Here is a 23,247-nt window from a genome sequence, read left to right on the forward strand (position 1 = left end):
GAGTTCCTGGACACCTGTCTATAGTTAATGGACAACAGTCCAGGACAGGAGGGCACCTCGATGACCGTCACAGCCAACGCACTGGTCGGCCTGGTGGCCGCTCTGCACGCCTACATCCTGATTCTTGAGATGTTCCTCTGGGAGCGCGGCCCCGGCCGGTCGCTGTCCGGCTTCGACAGGGACATGGCGCGCGCCACCGCTCCGCTCGCCGCGAACCAGGGGCTCTACAACGGCTTTCTCGCCGCCGGCCTCGTCTGGGGTCTGATCACCGCGGACCCCACAGGACGGCAGGTGCAGATCTTCTTCCTGTCGTGCGTGGTCGTCGCGGGCCTGTACGGAGGCTTCACCGCCAACCGGCGCATCCTCGTCGCACAGGCGCTGCCCGGCGCGCTGGCCCTCACGGCCGTACTGGTCGCCGGGTGAACGACCCCAGGGCGGCACGCACCAGGGCGAGGCTGCGTGCGGCGTTGCTCGAGGAATGCGCCCGACGCACCCTCGACGAGGTCAGCGTGGCCGCCGTGGTGCGCCGGGCGTCGGTCGGCCGGGCCACGTTCTACGTGCATTACCCGGACCTGGAGGCGTTGGCGCTGGATGCCTGCGCCGAGATCGTCAGGGATGCCGTCGAGGCGCTCCACGCCTGGCGCGGCACCCCGGATCCCGAGCATCCTCCGCCGCCGTTGACCGCCTTCCTCACAGAGATCTCCGAGCACCGCTCCCTCTACCGCGGTCTGCTCCGGGAAGGGGGTAGCGGTCCGCTGGGCGATCTGCTCCACCGGGAGCTCCGCGCCCGCAGCCGCGCCGAACGGGAACTGGCGGGCGCCCCCGCCCCGGCCCTGGTCGCCTCCGCGGTCGCGGCGGCCTTCGCCGGTCTCCTCGCGGACTGGCTGCACGGCGCGATCGAGGCCACGCCGCCTTCGATGTCGGCCGGGGTCTGGCGCCTGCTGATCTCCCTGCACCGCACGCCGGTGGAGTGACTTCCGGGCGGTTCGCCTCGGCTGCGCCAGTGCCGTCCGCCGGTCGGCCGCCCCCTCGTCGGGCGGTCGCCGCACGGCCCCGTTCGGATAATGGGAATGCGGCATGCGGGTTCGCTCGCTCGTCGAGGCCGGTCCGGACCCCTGCCGTACGAGCACGGGGAGGCTGGACCGTGGAAGACGACGCGTACGACATCGACGCCGTGCTCCAGCAGGCGCTGGACCGGCTCGCCCTGCTGGCCGACGTGGGCGCCGCCCTGGCGGCCACGCTCGATGTCCGGGAGGCCTTGCGGCGCGTGTCGCGGCTCGTGGTCCACCAGCTCGGCGACTGGTGTGCGATCGATCTGCTGGACAGCGACGGCACCCTGGAGCGGATCGCCGTCACGCATCGGGACGCCGGGCCGCCGGCCGCCGGTCCGCTGGAGGGCCCGCTTCCGGTGCCGGCCGACCTGGCGAGCGGACCGGTCGCCAGGGTCCTGCGCGGCGCGGGGCCGCTGCTGCTTCATCGTGGTGACTTCCCTCCCGCCCACGCGGACCTCTTCCCTGCCCGGCCGCTGGAGCTGTTCCGTCAGCTGGACGCCGACACGGCGATCGTGGCGCCGCTGCGGGCCAGGCCCGACATCCTCGGCGCGATCACGATCGGCCGGACGAGCGGCGACCGGCCGTTGACGGACGCCGACTGCGCCCTCGTCGAGGATCTGGCCCGACGGGTCGCGCTCGCGGTGGACAACGCCCGGCTCCACCGGGAGACCTCTCGCATCGCCGAACGCCTGCAGCGCTCCCTGCTGCCGAACCTGTCAGGTCCGGCCATCCCGCAGCGGGCCGCCCGCTACACGCCCTCGCAGGCCACCGCGGAGGTCGGCGGCGACTGGTACGACAGCTTCCCGCTGCCCCACGGCCACATCACCATGATCATCGGAGATGTGGCCGGCCACGACCTGCGCGCCACGGTCACCATGGGCCAGCTGCGCAACATGCTCCGCGGCATCGCCCTCGACCGTGAGGAGCCCCCCGGCCACATCCTCAACCGACTCGACGTGGCGCATCACCAGCTCTACCCCGACGTCACCGCCACCTGTGTGTACGGCGTCCTGAAGGGAAACGAGGACGGGCCGTGGGAACTGCACTACTCCAACGCCGGCCACCCGCCGCCGCTGCTCGTCACCCACGACGGCGACACCCACTTCCTGGAAGAGGGTCACGGCCCGCTCCTCGGCGCCCTGCCCGACCTTCCACGCGACAGCGCCCACCGCGCGCTGCCCGCCGGCTCCACCCTGGTGCTCTACACGGACGGACTGATCGAACGCCGCGGCGAACCCGTCCACCGCGGCATGACCCGGCTGCGCCGGCAGGCGGCAGCCGTGGCCCAAGAGCCCCTGGAGGAGTTCTGCGACGAACTCCTCACCCATCTCGGCTCCGAGGCCACCGACGACGTAGCCGTCCTCGCCACGCGCCTGCCCGGTTGACCGGCTGCGCCGGCATGCGGTGCCGTACGGCCGGCCGGAACCCCGACGGGGCCGCGTGGGACCTCAGCGCCGGGCCAGCGCCAGGACACTCAGACCGAACATCAGGACGCCCAGGGGGAGATGGACCGACGGGACGTGCGCGATGCCCAGCACGACCTGGGCCGAGGCGAGCACGAGGAAGCCCGACGCGTGCAGGACGGGCCGGGGCGAGCCGCCGCCCGGCTTCCACGCCAGCACCGCCGCGAGCAGGTACAGCATCGTCGCCCCGTACATCACACGGGCTCCGACACTGTGCAGTGTCTCCCCGTAGGACGAGGTCATCAGCAGTCCGGCGGAGACCGCCTGCAGGAAGATGGTCAGGGTCTGCAGGGCGATCGCGATCCGCAGGAACGAGGAGCCGCGTTGTGCGTTCGACGTCGCCGTCACCGTCACCTGAGTGGCCATGTCACAGTCCCCTTTTCCGCCCTCGGGCAGTGGATCGATAAGGTCTCACCGGTCCGACGACGCGGGCCCGCGAAAGGTAAGGCGAGGGGGCGGCCGGAAGCATGGGGACTGTCGGGGCCGGCGCGGACGTGGCAGCCGGCGAGCGACGCCAACTGATCAATGTCGCCTACCGGTTGCTCGGTTCCGTGACCGAGGCCGAGGACGCCGTACAGGACGCCTACACACGCTGGTACGGCCTGCCGCGGAGCCGGCAGGAGGAGATCTCGTCCCCCGGCGCCTGGCTGACGACGGTGACCGGCCGCATCTGCCTGGACCGGCTCGGCTCGGCGCGCGCCCGCCGTGAACGCTATGTCGGTTCGTGGCTGCCCGAGCCGCTGCCCGACCGCACCGAGTGGGACCACGCGGGCGGCGCGGGACCCACCGGCCCCGCGGACCCCGCCGACCAGATCGTCCTGGACGAGTCGGTGGCCACGGCCTTCCTTGTCGTCCTGGAGTCGATGACGCCCGCCGAGCGGGTGGCGTTCGTCCTGCACGACGTCTTCCGGTACCCGTTCGCCGAGATCGCCGACGTTCTCGGCCGGACCCCTGCGGCCTGCAAACAGCTGGCGGCCTCCGCCCGGCGGCGGGTGAGCACCGCGCGCGCTCCGGTGCCGGCGACCGGCCGGGCCGACGTGGTGAGGCGGGTCAAGGAGGCGTGGGAGGCCAGGGACGTCGCAGCCCTCGTCGGCCTCCTCGACCCGGCTGCCGTGATGACCGCCGACGGTGGTGGCATGGTCGGCACCGTCCTGCGCCCGGTGGAGGGCGGCGCGCGCATCGTGCAGTACATGGTCGCCATCGCCGACATGGCGCCGGGGCTGAAGCTCCTCGAGCGGTCGGTCAACGGTGCGCCGGGCCTGGTGGCCGAGCGTGCCGGCGTCGTCGTGACCGTGGCCTCGTTCGACGTGCTTGACGGGCACGTCACCCGGATCTGGGCGGTCCGCAACCCGGAGAAGCTGCGGCCGTGGGGGCGGGCGGGCTGAAGCGTTCGCGGCATGACGGCCGGCACCCCATCGCGCCGGAGTCGATGATTCATGCCGGTGTCTCCGCCCCGGGGCGGGGGCGACGAAAACACGTTGGCCGGCCGTCACCGAGCTGCGACGATGCCCCTGTTTCCCGAGCGGAGGTCATTTGTTCGTCTTCGTGTGCGCGGGGTGCGACGCCGAGCTGACCGCCCCGTTGTCCCAGGTCGCCCTGCCGGTCCACGCCCACCAGCAGTACGGCAACGGCCTCCAACTGCCGGTGCTCATGGAGCCGGGGACATTCGCCGTGGAGCCGGAGCCCTGGGGCCCGCCATGGCGGAGGTGGGAGGAGATCGGTCCGGACGAGGCCGCGGCCCGCGGCGTCCACGCCCCGGTCCACGGCCTGTCCGACGGCGCGCCCGGTGCGATCGTCATCGCCCCCGGAGACACCCGTGGCGTCGTGCTGATCCCTGAGAGGCGCGGCGGCGCCTGCTGCGGCCTGGCCGCAGGCGACGGCCCCAACACGGCCTGCGCGGCGTGCGGTCTGCCGGTGGCGAGCCGGATCGACGACTGCTCGCTCTGGCAGGCCATGTGGCTCGCCCCGGACGCCGTGCGCCGCATCCCCGTCGAAGGCACCGACGCCGGACCGCTCTCCTGGGCGGAGCTGATGGCAAAGGGGAAGGGCGTGTCCCCGTTCGAACCGATCACCGGGTGGGGATCGCCGTCCGGGGCGAGCGAACGGTGGTCGTGGAGCCCGCAGTGGGTGGCGGCAGCCGGGAGCGCGCTCGCCCACCTCGTGGCGGCTTCGGAAGGCCGGGCGGTGACCGTCCCGGACGGTCTGGCCGCGCGGATGTTCCAACGCCCCCTCGACGCCTTGCTGCCGGCCGGTCCGGCGCGGCGCGCCGTCCTCGCCGGACCGGGGCAGGCCGCCGTCGCCGCGGACGCCGACATCCTCCTCGTACCGTCCCATCCGCAGACCGGGGAGCTCTGGGACCCGGCCGGGTCCGCCACCCCGCGGCACTTGGTGCCGTTGCCGTTCGGGGTGTGGTTCCGGCTGGTCTTTCCCGAGCCGCAGTTGCCCGTCCCCGCGTCGCGGCTCATGCCCGACGACGTCCTTCGCGACGACCCGCCCCCACCGGCCGTCGACGACGACTTCCGGTTCGACCGGGGAGCGTTCCACCGCACGCTGGCCCGGCTGCCGGCCGTCCGCAGCCCGTGGCTGCGCGAGATCTTCGAGCACCCGACCCGACACACGCACCCGGGCGCCTTCTAGCCGGCCTGCGGAACGCTCCGGGGCCCTGCCCCGTCGCGGCCGGCTCCTCCACCATGCCGCGGCAGTCGCCTCCGCCCCGCCGCGAGCCGCTTCCGCCATGTCGCCGCCGGCACTTCCGCCGTGTCGCGGCGGCCTCCGCCATGCCGCGGCCGGCACTTCCGCCATGCCGTGACCGCCGCGCGCTGGCGGCAGCAGCGCGCCGAATCGCTCACCGCGTCCCTTGCCCACGGCGCCGGAGGAGACCTCGCCACGTCCGTGATATTAATACCGGTATAAGTATTGGACGTCGTGCTTAAGGGAGTCACAACACATGGTGGAGATCAAGACCGATGCCGCATTGGACGCGATGCGGGAAGCCGGACGCGTGGTGGCCCGCGCTCTGGCCGCGGTGCGAGAGGCGGCCGACGTGGGGGTGTCGCTGCAGACACTGGACGAAGCGGCCCGGTCGGTTCTGGACGAGGCCGGAGCCGGCTCGCCGTTCCTCGGCTACCGGCCGTCCTTCGCCCCGGTCGCTTTCCCGGCCGTGATCTGCACGTCCGTCAACGACGCCGTGTCGCACGGCATCCCCACCGGCTACCGGCTGCGCGACGGCGACCTGGTCAGCATCGACTGCGGCGCCGAGCTCGACGGCTGGACGGGTGACGCCGCCATCACCTTCACCGTCGGAACGCCACGCCCCGGCGACCTCGATCTGATCGACGCCACCCAGCAGGCACTCGACGCCGGCATCGCGGCCGCCCAGGTGGGCAGTCGCATCGGCGACATCTCCCACGCCATCGGCACCGTCGCCGGCAAGGCGCGCTGCGGTATGCCCGCCGATTTCGGCGGTCACGGCATCGGCCGCCGCATGCACGAAGACCCCCATGTCCCCAACCGCGGCCGTCCCGGCCGTGGTTTCCCCCTCAAGCACGGCCTGGTCCTCGCCCTCGAACCCATGCTCATGGCGGGCGGGCAGAACACCTACTTCACCGACACCGACGGCTGGACCCTGCGCACCACCGACGGCAGCAGGGCCGCCCACATCGAGCACACCGTCGCCATCACCGACCAGGGCCCCCGCATCCTGACCCTGCCCTGACGCACCCCCGGACGCCGCCGGATCCGGGCCGCCGAGGCCCGTGCCGTACGGGACCGCGGCCGAATGTATCGGCTGTGTATGCGCGCCCCCTTGAATCGCTCGGTCACCCGACGACAAGGGGAGAATCATGCACAGGCTCTTTCGCCGGTCGCTGGCCGCGTTCAGCGCGGTCGTCGCCGTCGCGGTCACTGCTCCTGCCACCGCCGCGGCGCCCCAGGAGACCTCGTCGCAGGCCGCGTCGAGCGGCCGTCCCGCCTTCAGGATGCCGTTCGAGTGCGGCCAGACCTGGCTGGGCAGCAACTGGCAGGGACACAGTCCCGCGCATTCGATCGACTGGAACCACTACGACGCCGCCGGCAGTCCGGACGACTACGGCCGCCGCGTGTTCGCGAGCGCCGGCGGCACGGTCCTCTCCTCGTACTACTCCACGAGCACCGGTTACGGCAACACCGTCGTGATCGGTCACGGCGACGGCTGGCGGACGCGTTACTCGCATCTGAAGACCCGCTCCGTCCAGCAGGGCGCCACGGTGTCGCGGGGCCAGAAGATCGGCGAGGTCGGCAAGTCGTCGGCGCTCTACGACCTTTCACCGCATCTGCACTACGAGCAGATACACGACGGTCAGGTCGTGGTCGCCGTCGTCCAGGGCGTCACCTGGTCCGACTACCTGAAGCGCTACCAGACCAGCACCAACAGATGCGGCTGACGAGGGCCGTGAGGGTGGGCAACAGCATCCGCTGACGCCCCTTCGGCCGCGGGCGGGTACGGCGGGCTCCCCCGTACCCGTCCGCCGCCGCCCGCCGCCGGCGCCACGGCCACCGGCCGCATCAGCGCAGCGACTTCAGTTTGGCGTCCACGAGCGCGGCCTGGTCACGGGCGTCGAGCCGGCGCCATGTCGACAGCGAGCGGTGGAAGTAGCGCCGTGCGGTCTGCTTCCGGCCGGTCGCATGGTGCAACTCGCCGAGCAGGCACGCCACACGCGCCTCCGCCCGGCGGTCACCGAGCTGCTGTTGCACGGCGAGCGCACCGACCAGCAGCGCGGACGCCTGCCCCGCGTCGCCCTGGCGCAGACACAGCTCACCGATGCTCTGCTGCACATAGGCCGCGCAGTGCGTGTCGGCGAGGTCGTCGAAGATGCCGAGCGCCCGCTCCAACTCGGCTCTTGCGACGCCTGGTTCACCGCGCAGCTCGTACAGCACGGCGATCCGGCGGCGCACCTGTGCCTCACGGTGCCGGTCACCGAGGTCGCGCGCGAGTTCCAGAGCCCCGTCGAGCCACCCGGCTGCGGTCTCAGGGTCCTTGCGCTCCAGCCACACCGAGGCGATCGCGTTGCGGGCGACGGCTTCGCCGTGCCGGTCGCCGGCCTCGCCGAAGCCGTCCAGCGCATCGGTGAAGGCCGCGAGCGCGGCGTCCAGATCACCGACAACCCTGTACACGGACCCGGCTCCCAGCGCCGCGACCGCCTCGCCGGACCCGTGCCCCAGGCCGGCGAAGATCTCCCGCGACCGGTCGAACGACGCGAGGGCCTCCGCATACCGGTCCTGGTAGAGGTGGAGCTGTCCCAGGTTGCGCAGGAGCGCCGCCGCCCGTGCGTCGGACGGGTCCGGCATCGCGTCGAGCACCAGCTGATGCGTCCTCAGCCAGTCTCCGTAGTAGCCGCGCATGTCGAAGAAGCCCGCCAGCTCGATCGCCAGATCGGCGGCGAGCAGGACGCGGCCGAGCCGGGTCGCGGAATCCACGGCGGCGACGAGGATGCGGCGTTCGCTCTCGAACCATTCCACGGGTAGCGCACGCACCCTGTCCGCGATGCCGGAGGCGGGTCCGGTCACCGGTGCCGGCTCGCCGAGAACGCCGAGGAAACGGGTGGGCATGGCCGCGTTCGCCGACCGGGCGAGCCCGATCAAGGCCTCGACGACCCGCAGTTGCCGGCGCACGCGCGTCTCGTGGCCCTCCGCCTCGGCCAGCTCCCGGGCGTAGCAGCGCAGCAGGTCGTGCATGCGATAGCGCTGCTGGCCGAGACGGTCCTCCCCCACCACCTCGACCAGGTGCTCGTCGAGCAGCGTCTCCAGCGCCCGGGCGGCCTCATCGGCGTGGCCGGTGGCCACCGCCACGGCCCACCCGGCCACCGCGTCGTCGGCCAGGCGGCCGAAGGCGCGGAAGACCCTCGCCGCCGGCCCGGGCAGATGCCGGTAGCTCAGCTCCGCGCTCGCCCGTACCTCCAACTCGCCGGTACGCAACTGATCGAGGCGTCCGCGCTCGTCGTGGAGGAAGTCCGCCAACGTGCCGACGGACCAGCCGGGACGGTTGGCCAGCCGGGCGCCCGCGATCCGTACGGCCAGCGGCAGCGACCCGCAGGCGGCGAGCACGCGGTCGACGTCCGCCGCCTCGGCGTGGAGCCGGTCGGGGCCGACGACGGCGCCGAAGAGCGCGCGGGCGTCGTCGCGCCGCATCACGCCGAGGGCCGAGTGGTGCGCCGGCAGGCCCGGCATCCGGCGGCGTGAACTGACGAGCACCGCCGAGCCTCCTGTCCCCGGGAGCAGGGGGCGTACCTGTGCGCTGCCGACGGCGTCGTCGAGGACGATGAGGAACCGCCTCTGTGCCAGGCGGGAGCGTAACAGCGCCGCCCGCTCGACCGGCTCACCGGGGACGGCGCTGTCGATGACTCCGAGGCCGCGCAACATCTCGCCCAGGACGTCGGCGGGTTCACGTGGCCGGTCGCTGGTCCCGCCCAGGTCGACGAAGAGCTGACCGTCGGGAAAGGCCGCACGCACGCGATGGGCCACGTGCACGGCCAGAGTCGTCTTCCCCGATCCCGGCGGGCCCGACAGTACGGCGACGACGGGCTGCCGTCCGGCCGTCGACAGCAGTCTCTCGTGTTCGGCGACCTCGTCGGCCCGGCCGGTGAAGTCGGGGACGTCCATGGGGAGTTGGCACACCGGTGCGGGCGCCGGGCTGCGGCGCCGGCCGGCGTAGCCGTTCACCTGCTCCCCCATGGCGCGCAGCGGCTCGCTCGGTTCGATGCCGAGTTCGGCAGCGATGATCCGTTCGGCCTCGGCGTACGCGGCGCGGGCCTCGGCGGTGCGGCCGGAGTCGTGCAGGGCGTGGACCAGCATCCGCCACAGGTCCTCGCGGAGCGGATCGTCGTGCAGCCGGGACCGTAAGCCGGCGATCACGGGTGCGTGGTCGCCCAGACGCAGCCTGACCTCGAGGCACTCGTCGACCGCGGCCGACCGCAGGCCCTCGAGCCTGGTCACCGCCGGGTCCCACACCACGCTGGCCGGCACGTCCTGCAGCACCCCGCCGCGCCAGAGTCCGAGGGCCGCTTCATAGGCGCGCAGCGCGGCGGCGTCATCGCCCTGGTCGCGCACCGTGCGCGCCCGGTCCAGCCGCTGCTCGAAGAGCAGCATGTCGAGGTCACCGGGTCCGATGTCGAGCGCATAGCCCGCCGGCTTTGTCCTCAGCCGGTCGGTGGCGGCGCCCGCCATGGACAGCGCCCGGCGCAAGGTGCGTACATAGGTGCGTACGTTGGCGACGGCGGACCGCGGTGCCCCGCCGGGCCACAGGACCTCGGTCAGCAGGTCGAGCGAGACGAAGCCGCCCGGCTGCAGCAGCAGCGTGGCGAGAACCGCCCTCGGCTTCGCCCCGCCCAGGCGGACCGGAACGCCGTCCACCCGCACCTGGAGCGATCCCAGGACCCCGAACGTCGGATCCCCCATCCGCGCGCCTCCGCGACAGTCCGCAACTGCGGCGCAGCGTACCGGTGTCCGAATGACGCCGAACAGAGTTCCGGTCGACGTGCCGTCGAACACGGTGCGGCCATCGGGAACCGCTTCGACCGGCGGGCCGCGCGCCTCGGTTCACCTCATGGCGGCAGGCGGCCGACCGGAGCCGATTTCCCACCGGTTGGCGTTCAAGACATTGACAGGGACAACTCACCGCGCCAGGCTCGGAGAGCGCTCTCCCATCCTGCCCGACTACGGGATGTCGGGCTTGCCTCCCATCCCCCGCCAGGAGCCGACGTGTTCAGACCCCCCTCACCCGTGTCCGGCCGACCACGCGCCGGAACCCTGCTCCTCACCCTCGGCGCTGTACTCGCGTCGACCGTCACCCTCGCGACGGCACCGAGCGCCGGGGCCGCGGAGACACTGCTGTCCCAGGGCAGGCCCGCCACCGCCTCCTCGCACGAAGGCGAGGCCTACGCCGCCTCCGCCGCGGTCGACGGCAACCTGACCGGCACCCGATGGGCCAGCTCATGGAGCGACCCGCAGTGGATCCGGGTCGACCTCGGCAAGAGCGCGGACATCAGCCGGGTGGTGCTCCACTGGGAGGCCGCCTACGGCAAGGAGTACAGGATCCAGGCGTCGGACAACGGCACCGACTGGACGGACCTGAGGACCGTCACGCAGGGCGACGGCGGCACCGACGACCTGGCCGTCTCCGGCAAGGGACGCTACGTCCGCATGCTCGGCACCGCACGTCCCGGCGGATACGGCTACTCGCTATGGGAGTTCCAGGTCTTCGGCGACACCGACGGCACGCCCCCGCCCACCGGCGGCGCCGTGAAGGTGACCGGCTCGCAGGGCGACTGGCAGCTCACCGTCGGCGGACAGCCGTACACCGTCAAGGGGCTGACCTGGGGGCCGTCGGTCGCCGACGCCCCGCGCTACATGCCCGACGTGAAGTCCATGGGCGTCAACACCATCCGCACCTGGGGCACCGACGCGTCGACCCGGCCCCTGCTCGACACCGCCGCGGCCCACGGCATCCGCGTGGTCAACGGCTTCTGGCTGCAGCCCGGCGGCGGCCCCGGCAGCGGCGGCTGCGCCGACTACGTCAACGACGCGACGTACAAGAACACGATGCTCGCCGAGTTCACCAAGTGGGTCGACGCCTACAAGAGCCACCCGGCCACCCTCATGTGGAACGTCGGCAACGAGTCGGTGCTCGGGCTGCAGAACTGCTACAGCGGTACCCAGCTCGAGGCGCAGCGCAACGCCTACACCTCCTTCGTCAACGACGTGGCCAGGGCGATCCACGCCATCGACCCCGACCACCCCGTCACCTCCACCGACGCGTGGACCGGCGCCTGGCCCTACTACAAGCGCAACGCCCCGGACCTCGACCTGTACTCGATGAACGCCTACGGCGACATCTGCGGCGTCCAGGAGGACTGGGAGGAGGGCGGCTACACCAAGCCGTACATCATCACGGAAACCGGCCCGGCCGGTGAGTGGGAGGTCCCGGACGACGCCAACAAAGTCCCCGACGAACCGACCGACGTGCACAAGGCCGAGGGCTACACCAACGCCTGGAACTGCACCGTGGGGCACCGGGGCGTCGCTCTCGGCGCGACGCTCTTCCACTACGGCACCGAGTACGACTTCGGCGGCGTCTGGTTCAACCTGCTGCCCGGCGGCCACAAGAGGCTCTCGTACTACGCCGTGAAGAAGGCGTACACCGGGTCCACCGCCGGCGACAACACCCCGCCGGTCATCAGCAACATGTCCGTCTCGCCCGCCTCTTCGGCGCCGGCCGGCGGCGAGTTCACCGTCCGCGCGGACGTCCGCGACCCGGAGGGCGACCCGCTCACGTACAAGATCCTCCTCAGCGGCAACTACGCGAACGGCGACAAGCGGCTCGTGGAGGCACGTTGGCGGGCCACCGGCAACGGCACCTTCGCCGTGACCGCCCCGGACAAGCTCGGCGTCTGGAAGGTGTACGTCCAGGCGGAGGACGGGCACGGCAACGCGGGCATCGAGACGAAGTCGGTCAAGGTCGTCGCACCCCCGGTCAGCGGCACCAACGTGGCACTCCACAAGCCCACGACGGCCAGTTCGTACCAGCGGGAGTACGGCGACTGCCCCTGCCCGCCCGCCGGGGCCACGGACGGTGACCCGGTCACCCGCTGGGCGAGCGACTGGAGCGACCCGCAGTGGATCCAGGTCGACCTCGGCGCCCGGACCGCCATCCGCAAGCTCCAGCTGCACTGGGACCCGGCGTACGCCACGTCGTACGAGGTGCAGGTGTCCGACAACGGCACCGACTGGCGCACCGTGCACTCCACGACCACCGCCAACGGTGACATCGACACGATCGACGTGACGGAGACGGCCCGTCATGTGCGCCTTCACCTGAGGGCGCGCGGCACCGGCTGGGGCTACTCGCTCCACGAGTTCGGCGTCTACAGCTGACCAGGCACCGGCCCGGCTCCGATCCCGCCGGGCCGGTCTCCCTGGTCCACGGGCGCCGCCGTCACGAAGTGGGCGGCTGCGCCGACGGGCGCACCCCGGTGCGCCCTGCCACCGGATCCCCGCGGCTCCGCCAGGTGGCGCCCTCCCCCACCCTCATCCTGGAGGTCACAGTGAAAGTCGGTCCGAAGGCCTTATCCGCACTGCTCGTCAGCACGGCGCTGGCCGCGTGTCTGCTGGGCACGGTTCCCCTCGCGTCGGCGGCCGACCCGGTCGGCCGGGCCCCCGTGGCGACCGACGCGTCCGATGCGGCTCCGCACGCCGGGCACGCCGGGCACGCGGTGAGCGGTTCGGTGCTCGCGTCAGGCGACGACCCCGACGGCGACGGCTACATCCCGGCGAATCCGCCGGTGACGGGCGTGACCCCGTCGCACCGGACCCCGCCGCCGCGCTACTTCCACGAGTTCCAGGCCAACTGCGCGGTGACCCATACCGCGCCGGTCGACCCGATCGTCTACCCGGGGCAGCCGGGCCGGTCGCACGACCACACCTTCATGGGAAACCGCTCCACGGACGCGTCGAGCACCACGGCGTCCCTGTCCGGCGGAGCCACGACGTGCAAGGTGCCCGGCGACCCGTCCGCGTACTGGATGCCGTCGCTCTTCAACGGTGACCGAAAGATCCTGCCGATCGGTGACCAGGTCATCTACTACAAGGCCGGCGTCACCGACTACACCAGCGTCCGGCCCTTCCCCAAGGGCCTGCGGTACGTGGTCGGCAACCCGGCGCAGACCCGTGAGCAGTTCCGTGCCCATCCCGGCTGGGTCGAGGGCTGGGAGTGCGGCGACAGTTTCCGCAACATCGACTTCCCGCAGCACTGCCCCGCCGGTACGCAGCTCAACATCCGCATGCAGGCACCCAGTTGCTGGACCGGCCTGCATCTCGACACCCCCGACCACCAGAGCCACATGGCGTATCCGGTGGTCAAGCCCGGCACCAACGACAACGTCTGCCCGGCGAGCCACCCGGTCGCGCTGCCCATGGTCGAGTTCAAGATGGCGTTCCCGGTGGACGGCGACATGTCCCAGGTCAGGCTGGCCAGCGGCGGCGCCCACTCGTTCCACTACGACTTCTTCAACGCGTGGCACGAGCCGACGCTGAAGGCCATGGTGGACCACTGCATCGTGGGCGGCCTGCAGTGCGACGCCCGGGGCTACGACCAGAACCACCCCGAGGCCGGTGCGGCGCTGAACGCCGACTACCAGCTGCCCTGACCGTACGTGCCTCCGACCGCCCGGCCCGTCCCGTCCTCCCTGACTCCGGGACGGGCCGGGCCGCTTCACGCGCTGCACACCGTCACGCGGAGGCCCTGACGACGAGCTCCGCGTCGAAGATCACCGACGTGGGCTCGGAGAGCGTTCCCTCGATCTGCTCCTGGAGCAGGCGCGCCATGGTCGCCGCCATCTCCTCCATGGGCTGCCGGATCGTGGTCAGGGGCGGCCGGCAGACGGCGGCGACATTGGAGTCGTCGAAGCCGATCACCGCCACGTCCTCCGGCACCCGTCGCCCCGTCGCCAGCAATGTCTGGACGACCCCCAGGGCCATGAGGTCGTTGGCCGCGAACACCCCGTCGATGTCCGGGTGTTCCATCAGCAGGCGCCCCATCGCGGCGGTACCGCTCTCCGTGGTGAAGCCGCCCTCCGCGATCGGGATGTAGGGGTGACCGTGGCGGGCCAGGGTGTCGCGGAAGCCGGCCAGCCGGTCCTGAGCTGCGGGCAGGTTGAGGGGCCCGGTGACGGTGGCCACCCGTCGGCAGCCGCGGGCCAGCAGGTGCTCGGCCGCGAGCCGCGCGCCGTCGCGGTGCGCCACGTCGACGTAGGTGACCGGTGTCGACACAAGGGGCCTCGCGAACAGCACGCAGGGCAGGTCCTCCTCGGCCAGCAGGGTGGGCAGGGGATCCTCTGCGTGCGTGGAGAAGATGAGCGCCCCGTCCGCGCTGCTGTGCCGCAGATACGACAGGACCTCGCCCCTCGCCTTCTCCGTCTCGGCGAACATCAGCACCGGGTACATGGAGCGCGGACGCAGAAAACCGACCACGCCGCTGACGACCCGGCCGAAGAACGGGTCCGCCAACACCCGTGCCGCGAAGGCGTTCTGTTCGCTCTCGGACTCGTCGCCGGCGCCGGAGACGACCAGGGCGATGGTCTCCGCCCGTTTCGTCACCAGGGACCGGGCGGCCCGGTTCGGGGTGTAGCCCGTGTTCCGGATCGCTTCACGCACCACGTCCTGGATGGCGGGATCCACGTTCCGGATGCCGTTGACGACCCGCGAGACCGTGGCACGGGAGACGCCCGCCGCCCGGGCCACGTCCTCGAGGGTGGGGGTCTGTCTCGTCATGCCCGTACCCTACCGAGGCCCGTCGGGCCGGCGGGAGCGCTCTCCCGACCAGGAATCAACGGGGACCGTGCTCCCCCGCCGTCATGGCGCCCGAGAGGGCGGCCCGGCCCGCGGACGGCCCCACCAGGACCTGGAACACGCCCGGTTCGACCCGCCAGGCACGGTCCCGTACGCACCAGTGCCGCAGAGCCCGCCCAGGGACGTGCACGACGGCGGTGACGTCCTCCCCCGGGGCCGCCTCGACCGCCGCGTAACCCGCGAACCACCTGACCGGCCGATCGACAGCCGAGTCGGGCTTCGCCAGATACACCTGGACGACCTCGCGGCCGCTGCGCACGCCCGTGTTGCGCAGGCGCACCCGTACGGTGAGACCGCCGGCGCCGCCCTGCCCGGCGGGTCGGCCTGCGGGCAGCCCGGCAGGTGAAGCGGCGGGCAGCCCGAGGGGCGGGCCGGTGGGTTCCACCGTCATGTCCAGGTAGTCCCATGTGGTGTAGCCGAGGCCGTGGCCGAACCAGTACGCGGGCTCCCGCCCCTCGCGCAACCATGCCCGGTGGCCGATGTGGAGGCCCTCCGCGTAGTGCAGGACGCCTGCGTCGGGCGTGGTCGCGGCCACCGGCACGTCCGCCAGGCGGGCGCCCCAGGTCGTGGGCAGCCGCCCTTGCGGTTCCGCGGCGCCGAAGAGCATGTCGGCGAGGCCCGCCCCGCCCTCCTGGCCGGGAAACCACGTCAGCAGCACCGCTGCCACGTCCTTCCGCCAGGGCATCTCCACCGGGCTGCCGGCGTTGACGACGACCACGGTGCGGGGATTGGCGGCCGCCACCGCCCGCACGAGGGCGTCCTGTTGTCCCGGCAGGGCCAGGTCCTCCCGGTCGTGGCCTTCGGACTCGCTGTCCTCCGTGGTGCCCACGCAGACGATCGCGACGTCCGCGTCACGGGCCGCGCGCACGGCGTCGGCGACGGCCCGGGCGGGTTCCGGCCGCGGCGGCGCGGCGGTCACCAGGACGGCCCGGCCGGTGTCGGGGGCGAGTTGCCGGCGGGCCACGACAAGCACGGGCGCTCCGGCCGTCAGGGACACGCGGCCGTGGTGGCAGGGCGGGTTGACGTGGACGACGGCCGGATCGTCCGACTCACGCGGGAACTCTCCGTCCAGCAGGAGCGCATCGTCCACGGTGAGGCTCATGTGCCCGAAACCGCCGACGCCGAGTGTCCATTCGCCGCCGGCGCGGGGCAGGAGGCGGGTGCTGATCTCCACGGTGTGCGCCCCTGGCGGCTGCGGCGGCTCCAGTTGGCGACCGGACATGCGGTGCTCGGCGCACAGTTCCCGGCCCGCCTCGTCCAGCACGCGCAGGAGGACCCCGGGCCGCCCCGTCCGCGGGTCGCGGCAGTCGGCGGGGTCCAACGGCGGTGGCGCGAAGACCGGGGGCCCGGCCACGTGGACGACGCTCACGCCATCCCCGAGCGCCTCCTTGATTCCGTCGAGCGGACCGGTGACGCGCTGCGGGAAGACCCCGGCGCTGCCGCCGCCCTGACTCCGTGGGGTCCCGGCGTGGTCGCCGATCAGCGCGACCGTCGTCAGGGCTGCGGCGTCGAGCGGGAGCACCCCCCGGTTCTCCAGCAGCACGGAGCCGGCGACCACGGCGCGACGCAGCAGCCACCGCCGGTCGTCCTCGGAGAGAGGAAGACGCCGGGCAGGGGCCGACGGTGACACGACCGCAACGGCGGACGCCGGCGACGAGGGCCGGGCCGGGGACGCTGCGGAGAGGGCCGGGGCCAGGGCCGTTGCCGAGGCGGGCAGGGCCGGGGACGTCGGCGACGCGGACAGGGCCGAGGCCGTTGCCGAGGCGGGCAGGGCCGGGGACGTCGCTGCCGTGGGCGAGAAGAACGACGGGCCGGCCGGGCCGAGAGCTCCGACCCGCCCGGCGAGCCGGAGCAGGCGGCGGACCTTGTCGTCCACGGCCTCCTCCCCGACCGCTCCGCCGGTGACCGCGTCGACCAGCACGTCACCCCAGGGGCCGTGAGGTCCGGGCATCGCAAGGTCCTGACCGGCGAGGGCGGCTGCGACGGTAGAACGTACGGCCCCCCAGTCGGAGACGACCAGCCCGTCGAATCCCCACTCCTCTTTCAGCGGTTCGACCAGGAGAGCGCTCTCCGTCATCGTGGCCCCGTTCACGCCGTTGTAGCCGGACATGACCACATGGACGCCGGCTTCCACCGCACTCTCGAACGGGGCGAGATAGACCTCCCGCAGCGCTCTTTCCCCGACGCGGACGTCCACGCTGAGCCGCTCGGTCTCCGAGTCGTTGGCCACGTAGTGCTTGGCCGCGGCGGCGACGCCGTACGACTGGATGCCCCGGATCAGGGCCGCCCCGGTGCGGCCGACGAGGACCGGGTCCTCGGAGAAGCACTCGAAGTGCCGGCCGGCCAGGGGCGAGCGGTGGATGTTGAGGGTCGGCGCCAGCACGACGTGCACCGACTTGCGCCGCGCCTCGTCCGCCAGAAGGCGCCCCAGCCGTTCGACCAGGTCCTCGTCCCACATCGCGCAGAGCCCCGTTGCGGACGGCAGCAACGCCGACGTCTCGAACTCGTCCCAGGCTTCCCCGCGCACACCGGCGGGCCCGTCGGACATCGTCATCGCTCCCAGCCCGACGGCGGGTTCGGCGGCCGTGCGCCAGGTGGTGGCGCCCGTGAGCAGGCGTACCTTCTGCCGCAGGTCGAGCTTGTCCAGCAGGCGGGTGAGGTCTTCCTCGTCCATAGGGCCCCTCTTCGACCTCCGAGGCGCCCCTTCGGAGAGCGCTCTCCGAAGGATGGCCAACACGATGCCGACTGTCAACGCCGAGCACGGCGGGGCGTGTTCGGAGATGCCCGAGGGACACCACGCCCCTGCACGCCCGCCGCGCCCCTCAGCCAACGACGGGGACAGGACGGTCCCTCCACGGGCCGGAATCGATGTCGCACAGGCATCCGCCCCCTTCTGCTCGTCGGATCGGTCACGCGGAAAGTTCGAGAATTCGTTCAGGGGTGTGATCCTGCGCGGGGCTGCGCGCCAGGGTGCCGACGGGCGCCCGGGTCCGGGAGAGCGCTCTGTGCCGGCCCGGCCGGAGGCGCTGCGGCCGGGCCGCGGCCGGAGCTCGTCGGACCCGACCGGACCGGGCACAGGATGTCGGGTCCGACAGGATGGGGGCCTCCTAGCGTGAGTGTCGTCAAGGAAGGAGGCCGGCGTGCTGGAACCGCTGAACCGTGCCATGGAGCACATCGAGAGCCGTCTCGATCAGCAGATCGACGTGGCCGAACTGGCGCGCATCGCGATGACGTCGGAGTACCACTTCCGTCGGATGTTCTCCGCGCTCGCGGGGATGTCCCTGTCGGAGTACGTCCGGCGCAGGCGGCTGACGGTCGCGGGGGCCGAGGTGCTCGCCGGCGGGCGGACGCTGCTGGAGATCGCGGTCCGCTACGGCTACGGCTCCGGGGAGGCGTTCGCGCGGGCGTTCCGCGCCGTGCACGGCGTCGGCCCGGGCGAGGCCCGCCGGACGGGTGCGGCACTGCGGTCCCAGCAGCGGTTGTCCTTCCGTCTCACCGTCGAAGGGAGCGGCAGTATGAGGTACAGGGTCGTGGACAGGGACGCGTTCCGTGTGGTCGGTATGAAGGCCCGCGTGCCTCTTGTCCACGAGGGGGTGAATCCGGCCATCGCCGACTTCATCCGGGGCATCGACAAGGGGATGATCCGGCGGCTCACCGAGTTGTCCGACCAGGAGCCGAAGGGGATCGTCGCGGTGAGCGACGACCTCGACCCGAGCCGGGCGGAGGGGACGGAGCTCGACTACTACCACGGCGTGTTGACCGGTGCCGAGGCGCCGGAGGGCACGGACGTCCTGGCCGTTCCGGCGGGGACGTGGGCGGTCTTCGAGAGCTCGGGCCCGTTCCCGCAGGCTCTGCAGTTCCTGTGGCGGGACGTGTTCACGCAGTGGTTCCCGTCGAACCCGTACCGGAGCAGGCCAGGGCCGGAGATCCTGCGGGTGAGCGTGTCGGGGGACGGGGCGCATGCGGACGCGGAGCTGTGGATCCCCGTGGAGCGCTCCACGCTCTGAGGCCGAGGGGTCCGTTCCCTGAGGGCCCACGCTCTGAGGGCCCCGCTCCGAGCGGGCGCGCCGGGGTCCGGAGCCGTACGCGGCGCCGGACCCCGGCGGCGGCCCTGCCCCCGTGATCAAGAACCGCCGCCCGCGAAGTCGGCGCGACCGGCTCAGGGTATTCATTGCGCTTCGGAGCGTTCACAGCTCGGAAGAGCCGCCTCAAGGGCGATACCGGGGCAGGTTGCGCGGTCGGCGCAGGTGGACGGTCGGGCTCGCATGGTTCCTGTGGGTGACCGGGGGTGTCGCGTTGCCGGGCGACCTGGAGCCGGACCGGGGATGCGCCGCCGCCCGGGCGCCGGTGTCGCCCGAATTGCCCTGCTTCGCCGGTCACGTGCGTGTCGGCCGGAACTATGGGTACTCGCGCTGCCACGGTGAACCGATCTGCTCGGCTTCGGCCGAGGATCAAGAAGGGACCGGCATGGGACACGGCGGGAACGTCATCGAGGAACTCACGGCGGACCACCGAGAGGTGGACGCGCTGTTCGCCCGGATCGAGATGCAGCCGGTCGCGGACAAGCGCCGCCGCGAGCTCGTGGACGAGCTGACGGTGGAACTGGTGCGGCACGCCGTTGCCGAGGAGGAGTACCTGTACCCGGCGGTGCGCCGCCACGTGGACGGGGGTGACGGTCTCGCCGACAAGGAGATCGAGGACCATGCCCGCGTCGAACGGATGCTGAAGGAACTCGAGGGCCTCGACCCCGACCACATCGATTTCAACCACTTGGTCGCGAAGCTGAAGCTCGAGGTCGCCGAGCATGTGCGGGACGAGGAGAACCGGCTCTTCCCGCTCCTGGAAGACGCGTGCACCCCGGAGACGCTGGCCGATCTGGGCGAGAGGATCCGCCGGGCGAAGAAGACCGCGCCGACCCGCCCGCACCCCGCCGCTCCGGACACGCCTCCCGCGAACAAGCTCCTCGCCCCCGGGGCCGGCCTGGTGGACCGGGCCCGTGACCTGATCACCGGCCGTCACCACTGAGACCGGTCCCGGTCCGCACCGCCGTTCCCGTTGCCCCGACCGGCCGCACGAACCGTACGAACCACACGCACCGCGCCGCATGAGCCACATGCGACGCATGAGACACGAACCGCAGGAATCGCACGAAGAGAGGAACCGACACCATGAGCACCAGCGAAACCGGCGAGATCACCGGCACGAAGGACAAGCACTACAACCTGATCTGGTACGTCGAGGCGTGTCTGAGCAACGCGCTGCGGATGGAGACCTACATCAAGGACGCGGAGCGCGACAAGGACACCGAGATCGTCGAGCTGTTCCGCAAGGCGCAGGCCGACAGCCGCAAGGGTGCCGAGCTCGGCAAGGAACTGCTGCGTTCGCGCCTCGGCACCTGAGCCGGTTCGGCCGCGCCCGCCGGCCGGTCGCCCCCGGGCCTCGTCGTTCCCACGGCGGGGCCCGGCCGTGTACCGCAGGAGCTCCCCCTGACGCTCCGGTGCCCGGGACGCCCTTACGGGCCCTACGCGCCAGGACCGGTCCCCGTTTCCGGGGACCGGTCCTGCGGTGTGCGGCGCCGTCCTTGTCAGCGCTGGTAGAGGCCGACGATCGTGCCGCCGGCCAGTTGTGTCCTGTCCACGGCGCGGTGGACGTCGTCGGCGGTGGGGTTGTCGGGGAGTGTCACGGGCTCGGGCAGGGCGTAGAGGCGGAAGAAGTACCGGTGTGCGTCGTCGCCGACCGGTGGTTGCGGTCCGCCCCAGCCTGTTTCCCCGTAGCCGTTGGTCCGGGGCGTGCCGCCAGGGGGTGTCTCCCCGGCCTCCACGGAGCCGTCGGCCGGGTCGATGCCGGTGACGAGCCAGTGGACGAAGGTCCCGGAGGGTGCGTCGGGGTCCTCGCAGAGCAGGAGCAGCTCTGCCGTACCGTCGGGCACGCCGGACCAGGTCAGCGGTGGGGAGATGTTGTCGCCGTCCCGTGCGTAGCGTCGCGGGACGAGCGCGTGGTCGTTGAACGCTGCTGTGTGCAGTTCGATCCCAGCCATGCCTCAGCGGTATCCCCGGGCGGGCACTGTCGCCAGCTCTGGGGCCCATGTGGCGGAGGACCGGGCGCACCGCGGCGCGCGGGCCGGCGGGAATGACGGCCCGGCCGCTGCGGGGCCGGGCTCCCCCTCCGGCGGAGGTCGAGCAGCATGTCGTGCGGTGTGTCAGGACCGTGGGGCCCTCGATGATCCCGCCCAAGTGAGCACTGGGCTCCTCCTCGTCCGACTGCGGACGACGACCGGTCGACAATCGGGCGCGACCGGGCGGCCGACCGGGCTGCAGGTCGGGCTACCGGCCGGGCGACAGGTCGGGCGACGGACCGGTCGCGGTCGGAACGAGCGTCCGCGGCCCGAACCGGTCGTGCCTCAGGCGCGCTTCGGTTCGAGGTGCATCGCGGTGATGCCGCAGTCGAACTGCCGGGCCGCTACGAGGCGCAGCGGCTGGTTCTTGCCGAGGGCGGGGAACACCGGCATTCCGGCCCCGATCGCGGTCGGGTTGACGAGCAGGTGGAGCTCGTCGAGCAACCCTTCGGCGATGAGGCTCGACACGAGCGTGCCGCCTCCGTAGGCGATGATGTCCCCGCCGGGCTGCTCCTTGAGCTTGTCGACGATCGCGGCGAGGTCACCTCCGGCGACGACGGCGTTGTCCCAGGGCGACTCGGTAAGGGTGTTGGAGACGACGACCTTGGGGGTGTTGTTCATCTTGTCGATGGACGCCTGGTCCTCGCCCTCCGGGCCGGCCGCCCAGGTGGGGATGAAGCCTTCGGCGAGCTTGCGGCCGAGGACGACGCAGTCGACCGGTTCGGTGAGCGCGTCCAGGTAGGCGTTGATGTCGTCGGTCCACGGGAAGGTCATCCAGTCCATCTCCCCGTTCGGTCCGGCCATGTAGCCGTCGACGGTGGTCTGGACCTGAAGTTTGAACGTGCGCATGAGGTGTTGCCCTTCAGGATGTCAGCTCTGCGGGTGATCCGACACTGTCGACGGCCGCCGCTGCCGGAACTCATCGGTGGCGCCGCGAGCAGGGCGGATTCATTGACCGAAACCCGATGTCCGTCCCCCCTTCGTTCGCGTTAGCGTTCGATTCGACTCGTGAACTGGGGGAATACATGGCGGACACGCCCATAGTCGATCTGCGGGAACTCGGTCCGGACTTCGTCCGCGATCCTTATCCGGTCTACGCCCGGCTCCGGGCGGAGGCGCCCGTGCACCGGGTGCTCGACCCCGACGGCGAGGAGATCTGGCTCGTTCTCGGCCATGACACCGCTCGTGCCGCCTTCACGGATCCGCGGCTGAGCCGGGACTGGGTCAAGTCGGGGAACGTCGGCCAGATCATCAACACCGATCAGGACCAGCCGGCCCTGGCCCACATGCTGATGTCGGACCCGCCGGACCACACCCGGCTGCGGCGGCTGGTGACGAAGGGCTTCACACCGCGCCGCATCGACGCGCTGGCGCCGCGTATCCAGCAGGTCACGGACGAACTGCTCGACGCCATGCTGGCGGAGCCGTCGCGACGGGCGGATCTGATCGCGTCGTTCGCCTTCCCGCTGCCCATGACCGTCATCTGCGACCTGCTCGGTGTGCCTGAGCTCGACCGGGACGCCTTCCGGCGCTGGTCCAACGAGATGGTGGCGCGCACCAGCCCGGAGGCGGAGGCGCAGGCCTACGAGGAGATGCCCGCCTACCTGTCCGAGTTGATCGCCGCCAAGCGGGCGCGTCCCGGCGAGGACCTGCTCAGCGCGCTGATCCACGCCGCGGACGCCGACGGGGACCGGCTGTCGCCGGAGGAACTCATCGGCATGTCGGTCCTGCTGCTGATCGCCGGGCACGAGACCACGGTCAACCTGATCGGCAACGGCATGCGCGCGCTGTTCTCGCACCCCGATCAACTGGCCGCCCTACGGGCGGACTTCGGACTGCTCGACGGAGCGATCGAGGAGATGCTCCGCTACGACGGTCCGGTGGAGACCTGCACGGACCGCCTTGCGCTGGAGGATGTCGAGATCGGGGGCGTGACCATACCGGCCGGTTCCACCGTGCTGATCACCATGGCGGACGCCGACCGCGATCCCGCGCGTTTCAAGGAACCGGACCGGTTCGACATCCGGCGGGACGCCCGGGGCCACATCGCCTTCGGTCACGGTCTGCACTACTGCCTGGGCGCGCCGCTGGCGCGGCTGGAGGGCCGGATCGCGTTCCGCACACTGCTGGAACGCTGCCCGGACCTCGCCCAGGACGCCGACGAGGCTGACCTGCCGTGGATGCCGGGTCTGCTGATCAGAGGGGTGCGCAGGCTGCCCGTGCGGTGGTGACCGACAGC

General features: G+C 72.0%; 19 protein-coding genes. 13 read left to right on the forward strand and 6 right to left on the reverse strand.

Features of this window, described 5'->3' with window-relative positions:
• The first annotated feature begins 60 nt into the window (after positions 1-60).
• The 3 genes from SPRI_RS04050 to SPRI_RS04060 all read left to right on the forward strand — a co-directional run bounded on the left by SPRI_RS04050 (position 61) and on the right by SPRI_RS04060 (position 2,437).
• Positions 61-423 carry a DUF1304 domain-containing protein gene (locus tag SPRI_RS04050; RefSeq protein ID WP_005308579.1) on the forward strand — a complete coding sequence of 121 codons (363 nt, stop codon included), beginning with the start codon at positions 61-63 and terminating at the stop codon, positions 421-423.
• Positions 420-974 (forward strand): TetR/AcrR family transcriptional regulator, encoded by a 555-nt coding sequence (locus SPRI_RS04055; protein ID WP_005308581.1) that lies wholly within the window; start codon positions 420-422, stop codon positions 972-974. The genes SPRI_RS04050 and SPRI_RS04055 overlap by 4 nt, the downstream gene beginning before the upstream one ends.
• Before the next feature lie 170 nt (positions 975-1,144).
• Positions 1,145-2,437 carry a PP2C family protein-serine/threonine phosphatase gene (locus SPRI_RS04060; RefSeq protein ID WP_106428385.1) on the forward strand — a complete coding sequence of 431 codons (1,293 nt, stop codon included), beginning with the start codon at positions 1,145-1,147 and terminating at the stop codon, positions 2,435-2,437.
• 63 nt (positions 2,438-2,500) lie between these two features.
• Here SPRI_RS04060 and SPRI_RS04065 read toward each other — a convergent pair whose 3' ends face one another.
• Positions 2,501-2,881 (reverse strand): hypothetical protein, encoded by a 381-nt coding sequence (locus tag SPRI_RS04065; RefSeq protein WP_005308585.1) that lies wholly within the window; start codon positions 2,879-2,881, stop codon positions 2,501-2,503.
• A 101-nt stretch (positions 2,882-2,982) separates the two neighbouring features.
• On the opposite strand from SPRI_RS04065, the gene sigJ reads away from it, so the two are divergent.
• From sigJ to SPRI_RS04085, 4 genes are all read left to right on the forward strand, one after another.
• Complete coding sequence (gene sigJ, locus SPRI_RS04070; protein ID WP_037773112.1) at positions 2,983-3,900, forward strand: RNA polymerase sigma factor SigJ; 918 nt, start codon at positions 2,983-2,985, stop codon at positions 3,898-3,900.
• Positions 3,901-4,048: 148 nt separating this feature from the next.
• On the forward strand, positions 4,049-5,152 hold the full coding sequence (locus SPRI_RS04075) for a hypothetical protein (RefSeq protein ID WP_037773116.1): 1,104 nt from the start codon (positions 4,049-4,051) through the stop codon (positions 5,150-5,152).
• Between the two features lie 310 nt (positions 5,153-5,462).
• Positions 5,463-6,230, forward strand: a complete 768-nt coding sequence (gene map / locus SPRI_RS04080) for a type I methionyl aminopeptidase (protein ID WP_005308592.1) — start codon at positions 5,463-5,465, stop codon at positions 6,228-6,230.
• A gap of 127 nt (positions 6,231-6,357) precedes the next feature.
• Positions 6,358-6,936: a M23 family metallopeptidase gene (locus SPRI_RS04085; RefSeq protein ID WP_005308594.1), complete on the forward strand. Its 579-nt coding sequence runs from the start codon at positions 6,358-6,360 to the stop codon at positions 6,934-6,936.
• 121 nt (positions 6,937-7,057) lie between these two features.
• Here the strand turns inward: SPRI_RS04085 and SPRI_RS04090 are convergent, their stop codons facing one another.
• The gene (locus SPRI_RS04090; RefSeq protein WP_037773118.1) at positions 7,058-9,946 is read right to left on the reverse strand and encodes an AfsR/SARP family transcriptional regulator; all 2,889 of its coding nucleotides are present in this window, start codon (positions 9,944-9,946) and stop codon (positions 7,058-7,060) included.
• 303 nt (positions 9,947-10,249) lie between these two features.
• Between SPRI_RS04090 and SPRI_RS04095 the strand changes: the two genes are divergently transcribed.
• The gene (locus SPRI_RS04095) at positions 10,250-12,421 is read left to right on the forward strand and encodes a discoidin domain-containing protein (protein WP_053556693.1); all 2,172 of its coding nucleotides are present in this window, start codon (positions 10,250-10,252) and stop codon (positions 12,419-12,421) included.
• 170 nt (positions 12,422-12,591) lie between these two features.
• On the forward strand, positions 12,592-13,692 hold the full coding sequence (locus SPRI_RS04100; protein WP_053557683.1) for a DUF1996 domain-containing protein: 1,101 nt from the start codon (positions 12,592-12,594) through the stop codon (positions 13,690-13,692).
• 82 nt (positions 13,693-13,774) lie between these two features.
• Here SPRI_RS04100 and SPRI_RS04105 read toward each other — a convergent pair whose 3' ends face one another.
• Positions 13,775-14,815 carry a LacI family DNA-binding transcriptional regulator gene (locus tag SPRI_RS04105; RefSeq protein WP_053556694.1) on the reverse strand — a complete coding sequence of 347 codons (1,041 nt, stop codon included), beginning with the start codon at positions 14,813-14,815 and terminating at the stop codon, positions 13,775-13,777.
• Positions 14,816-14,870: 55 nt separating this feature from the next.
• The gene (locus tag SPRI_RS04110) at positions 14,871-17,567 is read right to left on the reverse strand and encodes a glycoside hydrolase family 3 C-terminal domain-containing protein (protein WP_053556695.1); all 2,697 of its coding nucleotides are present in this window, start codon (positions 17,565-17,567) and stop codon (positions 14,871-14,873) included.
• A gap of 466 nt (positions 17,568-18,033) precedes the next feature.
• Here SPRI_RS04110 and SPRI_RS04115 point away from each other — a divergent pair, with 466 nt between their 5' ends.
• The 3 genes from SPRI_RS04115 to SPRI_RS04125 all read left to right on the forward strand — a co-directional run bounded on the left by SPRI_RS04115 (position 18,034) and on the right by SPRI_RS04125 (position 20,292).
• Entirely contained in the window at positions 18,034-18,900 is an 867-nt protein-coding gene (locus SPRI_RS04115) for an AraC family transcriptional regulator (protein WP_005308608.1), read from the forward strand.
• A 460-nt stretch (positions 18,901-19,360) separates the two neighbouring features.
• A complete protein-coding gene (locus tag SPRI_RS04120; protein ID WP_005308610.1) occupies positions 19,361-19,918 on the forward strand; it encodes a hemerythrin domain-containing protein in 558 nt (185 codons plus the stop codon).
• Positions 19,919-20,061: 143 nt separating this feature from the next.
• The gene (locus SPRI_RS04125; protein ID WP_005308613.1) at positions 20,062-20,292 is read left to right on the forward strand and encodes a hypothetical protein; all 231 of its coding nucleotides are present in this window, start codon (positions 20,062-20,064) and stop codon (positions 20,290-20,292) included.
• A gap of 185 nt (positions 20,293-20,477) precedes the next feature.
• Here the strand turns inward: SPRI_RS04125 and SPRI_RS04130 are convergent, their stop codons facing one another.
• Positions 20,478-20,930 carry a YbhB/YbcL family Raf kinase inhibitor-like protein gene (locus tag SPRI_RS04130; RefSeq protein ID WP_005308615.1) on the reverse strand — a complete coding sequence of 151 codons (453 nt, stop codon included), beginning with the start codon at positions 20,928-20,930 and terminating at the stop codon, positions 20,478-20,480.
• Between the two features lie 363 nt (positions 20,931-21,293).
• Positions 21,294-21,857, reverse strand: a complete 564-nt coding sequence (locus tag SPRI_RS04135) for a dihydrofolate reductase family protein (RefSeq protein ID WP_005308617.1) — start codon at positions 21,855-21,857, stop codon at positions 21,294-21,296.
• Between the two features lie 176 nt (positions 21,858-22,033).
• Between SPRI_RS04135 and SPRI_RS04140 the strand changes: the two genes are divergently transcribed.
• A complete protein-coding gene (locus SPRI_RS04140; protein WP_005308619.1) occupies positions 22,034-23,239 on the forward strand; it encodes a cytochrome P450 family protein in 1,206 nt (401 codons plus the stop codon).
• Positions 23,240-23,247 lie beyond the last annotated feature (8 nt).

This window comes from Streptomyces pristinaespiralis, from assembly GCF_001278075.1.
Classification (GTDB): Bacteria; Actinomycetota; Actinomycetes; order Streptomycetales; family Streptomycetaceae; genus Streptomyces; species Streptomyces pristinaespiralis.

Coding starts and splice junctions, on each gene's coding strand:
- SPRI_RS04105 (WP_053556694.1), bottom strand. CDS start 14,815: ATGACGAGACAGACCCCCACCCTCGAGGACGTGGCCCGGGCGGCGGGC.
- SPRI_RS04110 (WP_053556695.1), bottom strand. CDS start 17,567: ATGGACGAGGAAGACCTCACCCGCCTGCTGGACAAGCTCGACCTGCGG.
- SPRI_RS04085 (WP_005308594.1), top strand. CDS start 6,358: ATGCACAGGCTCTTTCGCCGGTCGCTGGCCGCGTTCAGCGCGGTCGTC.
- SPRI_RS04120 (WP_005308610.1), top strand. CDS start 19,361: ATGGGACACGGCGGGAACGTCATCGAGGAACTCACGGCGGACCACCGA.
- SPRI_RS04130 (WP_005308615.1), bottom strand. CDS start 20,930: ATGGCTGGGATCGAACTGCACACAGCAGCGTTCAACGACCACGCGCTC.
- SPRI_RS04135 (WP_005308617.1), bottom strand. CDS start 21,857: ATGCGCACGTTCAAACTTCAGGTCCAGACCACCGTCGACGGCTACATG.
- SPRI_RS04125 (WP_005308613.1), top strand. CDS start 20,062: ATGAGCACCAGCGAAACCGGCGAGATCACCGGCACGAAGGACAAGCAC.
- SPRI_RS04065 (WP_005308585.1), bottom strand. CDS start 2,881: ATGGCCACTCAGGTGACGGTGACGGCGACGTCGAACGCACAACGCGGC.
- SPRI_RS04050 (WP_005308579.1), top strand. CDS start 61: ATGACCGTCACAGCCAACGCACTGGTCGGCCTGGTGGCCGCTCTGCAC.
- SPRI_RS04090 (WP_037773118.1), bottom strand. CDS start 9,946: ATGGGGGATCCGACGTTCGGGGTCCTGGGATCGCTCCAGGTGCGGGTG.
- map (WP_005308592.1), top strand. CDS start 5,463: ATGGTGGAGATCAAGACCGATGCCGCATTGGACGCGATGCGGGAAGCC.
- SPRI_RS04140 (WP_005308619.1), top strand. CDS start 22,034: ATGGCGGACACGCCCATAGTCGATCTGCGGGAACTCGGTCCGGACTTC.
- sigJ (WP_037773112.1), top strand. CDS start 2,983: ATGGGGACTGTCGGGGCCGGCGCGGACGTGGCAGCCGGCGAGCGACGC.